At 65.6% G+C, this 7,661-nt stretch carries 7 protein-coding genes; 4 read left to right on the forward strand and 3 right to left on the reverse strand.

Going from position 1 to position 7,661, the window contains the following annotated elements; all coding sequences use genetic code 11:
• From minC to QMX83_RS18605, 4 genes are all read left to right on the forward strand, one after another.
• Positions 1 to 391 (forward strand): septum site-determining protein MinC (gene minC, locus QMX83_RS18590; RefSeq protein WP_282298123.1); only part of this gene is annotated, 391 nt, incomplete at its 5' end.
• Positions 392 to 428: 37 nt separating this feature from the next.
• Positions 429 to 1,238, forward strand: coding sequence for a septum site-determining protein MinD (minD, locus tag QMX83_RS18595; RefSeq protein WP_282298124.1), 810 nt, complete (start codon positions 429 to 431; stop codon positions 1,236 to 1,238).
• 2 nt (positions 1,239 to 1,240) lie between these two features.
• On the forward strand, positions 1,241 to 1,498 hold the full coding sequence (gene minE, locus QMX83_RS18600; protein WP_282298125.1) for a cell division topological specificity factor MinE: 258 nt from the start codon (positions 1,241 to 1,243) through the stop codon (positions 1,496 to 1,498).
• Between the two features lie 50 nt (positions 1,499 to 1,548).
• Complete coding sequence (locus QMX83_RS18605) at positions 1,549 to 2,034, forward strand: hypothetical protein (protein WP_282298126.1); 486 nt, start codon at positions 1,549 to 1,551, stop codon at positions 2,032 to 2,034.
• 51 nt (positions 2,035 to 2,085) lie between these two features.
• Here QMX83_RS18605 and QMX83_RS18610 read toward each other — a convergent pair whose 3' ends face one another.
• The 3 genes from QMX83_RS18610 to QMX83_RS18620 form a co-directional block, all read right to left on the reverse strand.
• A complete protein-coding gene (locus QMX83_RS18610; RefSeq protein ID WP_282298127.1) occupies positions 2,086 to 3,318 on the reverse strand; it encodes a DUF819 family protein in 1,233 nt (410 codons plus the stop codon).
• 55 nt (positions 3,319 to 3,373) lie between these two features.
• On the reverse strand, positions 3,374 to 5,437 hold the full coding sequence (locus tag QMX83_RS18615; protein ID WP_282298128.1) for a S9 family peptidase: 2,064 nt from the start codon (positions 5,435 to 5,437) through the stop codon (positions 3,374 to 3,376).
• Between the two features lie 133 nt (positions 5,438 to 5,570).
• Positions 5,571 to 7,538 (reverse strand): oligopeptide transporter, OPT family, encoded by a 1,968-nt coding sequence (locus tag QMX83_RS18620; protein WP_282298129.1) that lies wholly within the window; start codon positions 7,536 to 7,538, stop codon positions 5,571 to 5,573.
• Between the last annotated feature and the right edge of the window lie 123 nt (positions 7,539 to 7,661).

Genomic DNA, 7,661 nt, shown 5'->3' on the forward strand with positions numbered 1-7,661 from the left:
CGCCGAACCGGCGCGGCGGGCCAGCCCGGTCGCTGCGGCGGCCGAAGCCGCGAGCGCGCCGCAGCCGGGCCGCATGCAGACCACCAACGTGCGCTCCGGGCAGCAGTTGTATGCGGAGAACTGCGACCTGACCGTGATGGCCACCGTCGGTGCCGGCGCAGAGGTTATTGCCGACGGCAGCATCCATATCTACGGTACGCTGCGGGGCCGTGCCCTCGCGGGTGCCCAGGGCAACACCACGGCGCGCATTTTCTGCCGTGATTTCCACGCTGAACTGGTCGCCATTGCCGGCCATTACAAGGTACTGGACGATGTCCCGGACAACCTGCGCGGCAAGGCCGTGCAGGTGTGGCTGGAAAACGACCAGATCAAGATCGCCGCGCTGGACTGACGCGGCCACTCAAAATAAAAGAATCAGGAGAAGTGCTTTGGCTGAAATCATCGTAGTCACCTCCGGCAAGGGCGGCGTCGGCAAGACCACTACCAGCGCGAGCCTTGCCTGCGGCCTGGCGTCCAAGGGCAAGAAGGTGGCGGTGATCGACTTCGACGTCGGCCTGCGCAACCTCGACCTGATCATGGGCTGCGAGCGCCGCGTGGTGTACGACTTCGTCAATGTCGTGCATGGCGAAGCGACCCTCAAGCAGGCCCTGATCAAGGACAAGCGCTTTGACAACCTGTACGTGCTGGCCGCCTCGCAGACCCGCGACAAGGACGCACTGACCCAGGAAGGCGTGGGCAAGGTCCTGAAGGACCTGGCCGCCGACGGCTTTGACTACATCCTGTGCGATTCGCCGGCCGGTATCGAAAAGGGTGCCTTCCTGGCGATGTACTTCGCCGACCGCGCGATCGTGGTGGTGAACCCGGAAGTGTCCTCGGTGCGCGACTCGGACCGCATCATCGGCCTGCTGGATTCCAAGACCCACAAGGCCGAAGGTGGCCAGAACGTCCCGGCCTCGCTGCTGCTGACCCGCTACAGCCCGGCCCGCGTCGAAACCGGCGAGATGCTCAGCCTGACCGACGTGGAAGAAGTGCTGGGCCTGAAGGCCATCGGCGTGATTCCCGAGTCGGGCGACGTGCTCAACGCCTCCAACAAGGGCGAACCGGTGGTGCTGGACAAGGTGTCGCCGGCCGGCCAGGCCTATGACGATGCCGTGGCCCGCATCCTGGGCGAAGAGCGTCCGATGCGCTTCACCGCCGTGGACAAGAAGGGCTTCTTCAGCAAGCTGTTCGGAGGATAAGCATGGGCCTGTTTGATTTCCTCAAGACGAAGAAGACCACTGCCGAAACGGCCAAGAACCGCCTGCAGATCATCATCGCGCAGGAACGCAGCCACCGTGGCGGCCCCGATTACCTGCCGCTGCTGCAGCGTGAGCTGCTGGAAGTGATCAAGAAGTACGTCAACATCGACGCCGACGCGGTCAAGGTCGACCTGGTCAAGGATGGCGAGCACGATGTGCTCGACATCTCCGTGGCCCTGCCGGAAGGTCCGCAGTCGTAACCTGCCCTGCCCCTCTCTGCCTGCAGAGAGGGGCACTCCAAGCACGCCTTATGAATACCGCCGCTGCCGAAGTCGAACCCTGCGTGACCCGCGTGGGCGAGATCCGTTTTGAAGACGCGGTGCGCCTGCTGGCTGCGCATGATCTGCGCCTGCACCGCGTGGATGACGGCGAGGCCATTCCCGGTAGCTACTGGGGCGAGCCGGAAGCCGGCATCATCGGCAGCGACGTGTACGTGCGTGACGACACGCCCGTGCACTCGATGCTGCACGAAGCCTGTCACCTGATCGTGCTGCCGCCGGAGCGGCGGGCGCTGGTGCACACCGACGCCACCGATTCGGTGCCGGAAGAAGACGCCACCTGTTACCTGCAGATCGTGCTGGCCGGACAGCTGCCTGGCGTGGGCAGTGATCAGTTGATGACCGATATGGATGCGTGGGGGTATACGTATCGGCTCGGATCGACCCGGGCGTGGTTTGAGCAGGATGCGGAAGATGCCAAGGCGTGGTTGATCGAACGCGGGTTGTTGCCTGCGTAAAGCGCGTCGCGATGCGACGTCACCCGACCAACGGTCGGGTGCCACCGGGCGCTACGCGCCGGCCAATGCGCGCAGCGTGATGCCGACGATGTACGCCAGGTAGGTGCCGGTGGCATACCCCAGCGTGCCGAGCAGCACGCCGACCGGGGCCAGTGACGGATGGAACGCGGCCGCCACCACCGGTGCCGAGGCCGGGCCGCCAATGTTCGACTGCGAACCGATCGCGAAATAGAAGAACGGCACCCGCAGCACCAGGGCCAACGCCAGCAGCAGCCCGATGTGGACCAGGATCCAGATCACGCCCAGCGCGAACAGCCAGGGTCGCTCCAGCAACGCCATCAGATCCATCTGCATGCCGATGCAGGCGATCAGGAAGTAAAGCAGCAGCGAACCCAGCTTCGAGGCTCCCGCACCTTCCAACGTGCGCGCGCGGGTGAAGCTGAGGGCCAGGCCGCAGGTGGTGGACAGCACCACCACCCAGACGAACGGCGCGTCCAGGCTGAACTGCGCGGCCCATGCCACATGTCCCTTGAACCACGCCGACACCGGACCGGCAATGGCGTGCGACAACCCCACCGTGCCGAAGGCCACCGCGACGATCAGCATCAGGTCAGTCAGGCTGGCCACACGCTCGTGCTCGGCCCGGAAGGACTCGATCCGCCGTTTCAGTTCATCGATACCGGACGTGTCCGCGCCGGTGCGCGCATCAATGCGCGATGCCTGCCCGGCCAGGAAGATCAGCACCGCCATCCACACATAGCCCACGCCGACGTCGATCACCGCGAATTGGCCGAAGGTGGTGGCGTTGACGTCGAACACCTCGCGCATCGCCAGCATGTTGGCACCGCCGCCGATCCAGCTGCCGGCCAGCGCGGCCATCCCGGCCCAGGTGTCGCCCGCGACGGTAGATGGATGGATCCAGCGCATCACCAGGAAGGCGACCACCGCACCGATCATGATGCTGATCGATGCGCCCAGGTACATGACAATGAGCTTCGGGCCGAGGCGCAGGATGCCCTTGATGTCCACCGCCAATGTGAGCAGCACCAGCGCCGCCGGCAGCAGGATGTCGCGCGCGACCGGGTTGTAGAGCTTGGTGTTGTTGCCGTCGATCAGGCCGACAGTGTTGTAGATGCCCGGCAGCAGGTAGCACAGCAGCAAGGCCGGAACGAAGGTGTAGAAGCGCTTCCATAAACCGGCCGGGCGCGCGGCGGTCCAGAACACCAGGCCAAGCGTTGCAGCGATCAAACCGAAGACGACGATGTCGTTCTGGATCAGGGGCATGCGGGTGCGTCTCGGATAATGAAACGCCGCCCCGAAGGGCGGCGCGGTAACGGCCTTATTCGCCGATGTGCTGCTTCAACCAGCCGTTCACCGTGTCATGCCACTGCACGCTGTTCTGCGGCTTGAGCACCCAGTGGTTTTCGTCCGGGAAGTACAGGAACTTCGACTCGATGCCCTGGCGCTGGGCAGCGGTGAACGCGGCCAGGCCCTGCTCCACCGGAATGCGGAAGTCGAGCTGACCGTGGATGACCAGGATCGGCTTCTTCCAGTCGGCCACATGATTAACCGGATTGAACTTCTCGTAGTTCGCGGCCTTCTCGTACGGCGTGCCGCCCTGCTCCCACTCGGTGAACCACAGTTCTTCGGTGGCGTAGCCCATCATGCGCTGGTCGAACACGCCGTCGTGGTTGACCAGGCACTTCCACGGCTCGTTCCAGTTGCCGGCGATCCAGTTGATCATGAAGCCGCCGTAGCTGGCACCGAGCGCGCAGGCCTTGTCACCGTCCAGGAACGGATACTGCTTCTGCGCGGCAGCCCAGCCCTTCTGCAGGTCTTCCAGCGGGCGGTCGCCCCAGTGCTGGCTGATCGCATCGGTGAAGGCCTGGCCGTAGCCGGTGGAGCCATGGAAGTCGATCATCACCACTGCGTAGCCCTGACCGGCATAGGTCTGCGGGTTCCAGCGGTAGCTCCAGCCGTTGCCGAAGCTGCCCTGCGGGCCGCCGTGGATCAGGAACGCCACCGGGTAGGTTTTGCCTTCCTGGTAGTTGTACGGCTTGACCACATAGCCGTGCACGGTTTCGTTGTTCCAGCCCTTGAACTGGAACTGCTCGTAGTCACCGAAGGCCACGTCCGGCAGCATCTGGCTGGCGCTCGGGGTGATCTCGCGCGGGGTGCTGCCGTCGGCCTGGGCGACCACGATCTGGTCACCGCTCTTGAGGCTGTTCTTCGTGTAGGCCAGGGTGTTGCCGGCGATCACCGGCGAGCCGATGCTGCCGCCTTCGGCGACGACGGTGGCCTTGCCGGTGGCGATGTCGATGTTGAACAGGCGATGCTCGCCCAGGTCATCAGCGGCAGTGTAGAAGCTGCTGCCATCAGCGGACAGCACGATTTCGCCGGCCGAACGGTCCCACTGCGGGGCGATCTCGCGCGCCTTGCCCGAAGCCAGGTCCAGCGCCATCACGCCGAAACGGTCGGCCTCAAAGCCCGGACGCTTCATCGCGCGGTAGTACAGGGTCTTGCCGTCGGCGCTGAACACCGGACCGGCATCCCAGGCCGGGTTGGCGGCGGTCAGGTTGACCGGTGCCTGCTTGCCCTCGGCATCGAGGCGATACAGATCGAAGTTGGTCGACCACGGTTCCTTCGGACCCTGCACGCGGATGCTGGCGACCAGGCTCTTGCCGTCCGGTGCCCAGGTGTAATCGTCGTTGCCGCCGAACGGCTTGGACGGTGCGTCGCCGGCCAGGGTAGCGCTGATTGCCGAAGCGCCCTTGACCGCAGCGGCCTTGCCGGTCGGCAGCGGGGCCACGAACAGGGTGTTGCGGCGGCCGTCGTTCCAGGTGTCCCAATGGCGCACGAACAGACTGTCAAAGACTTCGCCGGTGTTCTTGCGTGCCTTGTGCGCGTCGAGCTTCTTCTGGGTGCAGGCCAGGTCCGAGCCGCAGTCCTGGAACACGCCGGCGCTGAAGGCCACGCGGTCGCCGTTCGGCGAGAGCTGGTAGCTGTCCACGTCGACCGGGAAGTCGGTCAGCTGGCGCGGGGCACCACCACCGAGCGGCATCACATAGAGCTGCTGGCTGCCGTTCTTGGCGCTGAGGAAGTACACGCTCTGGCCATCAGCCGACAGCGCGGCGGAATTGACGTTCCAGCCGGCCGGGGTCAGCGCCTTCGGCGGAGCGGCGTCGCGGGTACGCAGGTTGCGGATGAACAAGCCGGTGCTGGCTTTGCTGTCCGCACCGACCACACGCTTGGCAAACACCACGTTGCCGCCGTCGGCGGTCAGCAGCGGGGTCGACACGCGGTCCAGGGCGACCATGTCGCGCACATCCAGGCCACGGGTGGCGGCAGCGACCGGCAGCGCGGTCAACAGGCTCAACGGCAGCAGGGCGTAACGAAGCTTCATCGGGTTCTCCGCACAACGGCAAAACGCCGATGGTAGGGCCTGTCATCCCCGTGAAGCAAAGGCCACAGGTCATGTGCCCTGAAATGGCAAACCCCGCCGGAGCGGGGTCTGCCGGTCTCATCCGGGTCTGGAATCAGACGTTGGTGGCGCGCTTGCCGGTCCGATAGATCAACCAGCCCACCAGGAACAGCACCGCCAAGCCGATCCACTGCGCGGCCGGCAGGCTGAACGGCACGGCCAGCACATCGGCACGGCCGCTCCACACGATCGGAATCGCAATCGCGATCCCCATCAGGGCCTCACCGGTAATCAGGCCGGCGGCGAACAGCACGCCCGGCTTGTGCACGCGATCGCGGCCTTCTTCGTCGTCAGCACGCACCTTGTGGAAGCGTTCCACCAGGTAGGAGATCAGGCCGCCGAGGAAAATCGGCACCATCAGTTCCAGCGGCAGATAGATACCGATGGCGGCAGCCAGCACCGGCACGCGGAAGCGCGAACCACGGGCCTTCAGCCAGCTGTCGAACGCGATGATCACCGCACCGATCACCGCACCGATGGCGATGAAGTCCCACGGCAGCTTGCCGCCGAACAGACCACGGGCCACCGAGGCCATCAGGTTGGCCTGCGGCGCAGCCAGCGCGTTGGGGTGTTCCGGGGTCGGCGCACCAATGCCGTAGGCGGTCGCCAGCAGGTTCAGCACCGGGGCCATGATCAACGCGCACGAGAACGCACCGATGCCCAGCATCAACTGCTGCTTCCACGGGGTGGCACCCACGATGTAACCGGCCTTGAGATCCTGCAGGTTGTCACCGCCCACCGCGGCGGCGCAGCACACCACCGCGCCGATCATGATCGCGGCCACCGCACCCAGCGGCGCGCCGCCGCTACCGACCGGCTTGAGGCCATCAGCCCCCAGCAGCACGACCAGCACCGCCGAGGCGAACAGGATGGTGGAGATGGTGATGCCCGACACCGGGTTGTTGGACGAACCGATCAGGCCGGCCAGGTAGGCCGACACCGACACGAACAGGAAGCCGGCCACGATCATGATGATGGTCATCGGGATCGAGACATGCCACTGGCCGACGATGGCCTGGTACAGGGCCAGCAGCGGCAGCACGAAGGCGACCAGCGCGACCAGCATCCACTTCATCGGCAGGTCGCGTTCGGTGTGCGCCAGCACCGGGCCACCGCTCTTGCGGGCGGCGGCAAAGCCGCTCTTGACGCCACTGAGCAGCGACTTGCGCAGCGAGATCAGGGTCCAGATGCCGCCGATCAGCATCGCGCCCACGCCCAGGTAACGCATTTTCGCGCTCCACAGCGCGAACGCGGCGTCGGTGGACGAAGCGGTGGCAATCGACGCGGCCAAGGCCGGATCGGAATCGAGGAAGAACGCCTGGTACAGCGGAATGGCGATGTGCCAGGTGAGGATCGAGCCGGACACCACGACGATGCCGACATTCAGGCCGACGATGTAGCCCACGCCCAGCAGCGCCGGCGACAGGTTGGTGCCGATGAAGGCGGTGACCTTGGAGCTGCCCACATAGGCCGACGTGGCCCAGGCATCCGGAATCAGGCGCATGCCGCTGGCGGCAGCGACCTTGACCACGGCACCGATGACGGCCGAGAGGCCGAGGATCTTCAGGCCCGGGCCGGGGTTTTCACCGGCCTTGAGCACTTCGGCCGCGGCCTTGCCTTCCGGGAACGGCAGCGGGTCTTCGACGATCATCGAACGGCGCAGCGGCACCGAGAACAACACGCCCAGCAGGCCACCCAGGCCGGCAATACCCAGCACCCACCAGTACTTGAAGTCCGGCCAGTAGCCCATGATCACCAGCGCGGGGATGGTGAAGATCACGCCGGCGGCAATCGACGAGCCGGCCGAGGCACCGGTCTGGACGATGTTGTTTTCCAGGATGGAACCGCCGCCCAGCAGGCGCAGCACGCCCATGGAGATGACGGCCGCCGGAATGGCGGTGGCAATGGTCAGGCCTGCGAACAGACCGAGGTAGGCGTTGGCAGCCGACAGCACCACGGCCAGGACGATGGCCAGGGCCACCGCGCGGAACGTGAGCTGCTTGGGCGCAGCGTCGTGATTCATGAAAGCCCCTGCAGGGAAAAAATCTGGCCCAAGCTAGCGTTCATGTCCGGGAGTGTCCAGTGTCAGCCGTCAGGCTGACACAGGTAGCGCCGGCCGTTGGCCGGCCCAGGCGGTGCGTGGGCC

This window comes from Stenotrophomonas sp. PS02289 (assembly GCF_029960115.1).
Lineage (GTDB): Bacteria > Pseudomonadota > Gammaproteobacteria > Xanthomonadales > Xanthomonadaceae > Stenotrophomonas.

What these genes read in the sequence shown, in the direction of transcription:
- minE (WP_282298125.1), top strand. Translation starts at nt 1,241, where the DNA reads ATGGGCCTGTTTGATTTCCTCAAGACGAAGAAGACCACTGCCGAAACG.
- QMX83_RS18605 (WP_282298126.1), top strand. Translation starts at nt 1,549, where the DNA reads ATGAATACCGCCGCTGCCGAAGTCGAACCCTGCGTGACCCGCGTGGGC.
- QMX83_RS18610 (WP_282298127.1), bottom strand. Translation starts at nt 3,318, where the DNA reads ATGCCCCTGATCCAGAACGACATCGTCGTCTTCGGTTTGATCGCTGCA.
- QMX83_RS18615 (WP_282298128.1), bottom strand. Translation starts at nt 5,437, where the DNA reads ATGAAGCTTCGTTACGCCCTGCTGCCGTTGAGCCTGTTGACCGCGCTG.
- QMX83_RS18620 (WP_282298129.1), bottom strand. Translation starts at nt 7,538, where the DNA reads ATGAATCACGACGCTGCGCCCAAGCAGCTCACGTTCCGCGCGGTGGCC.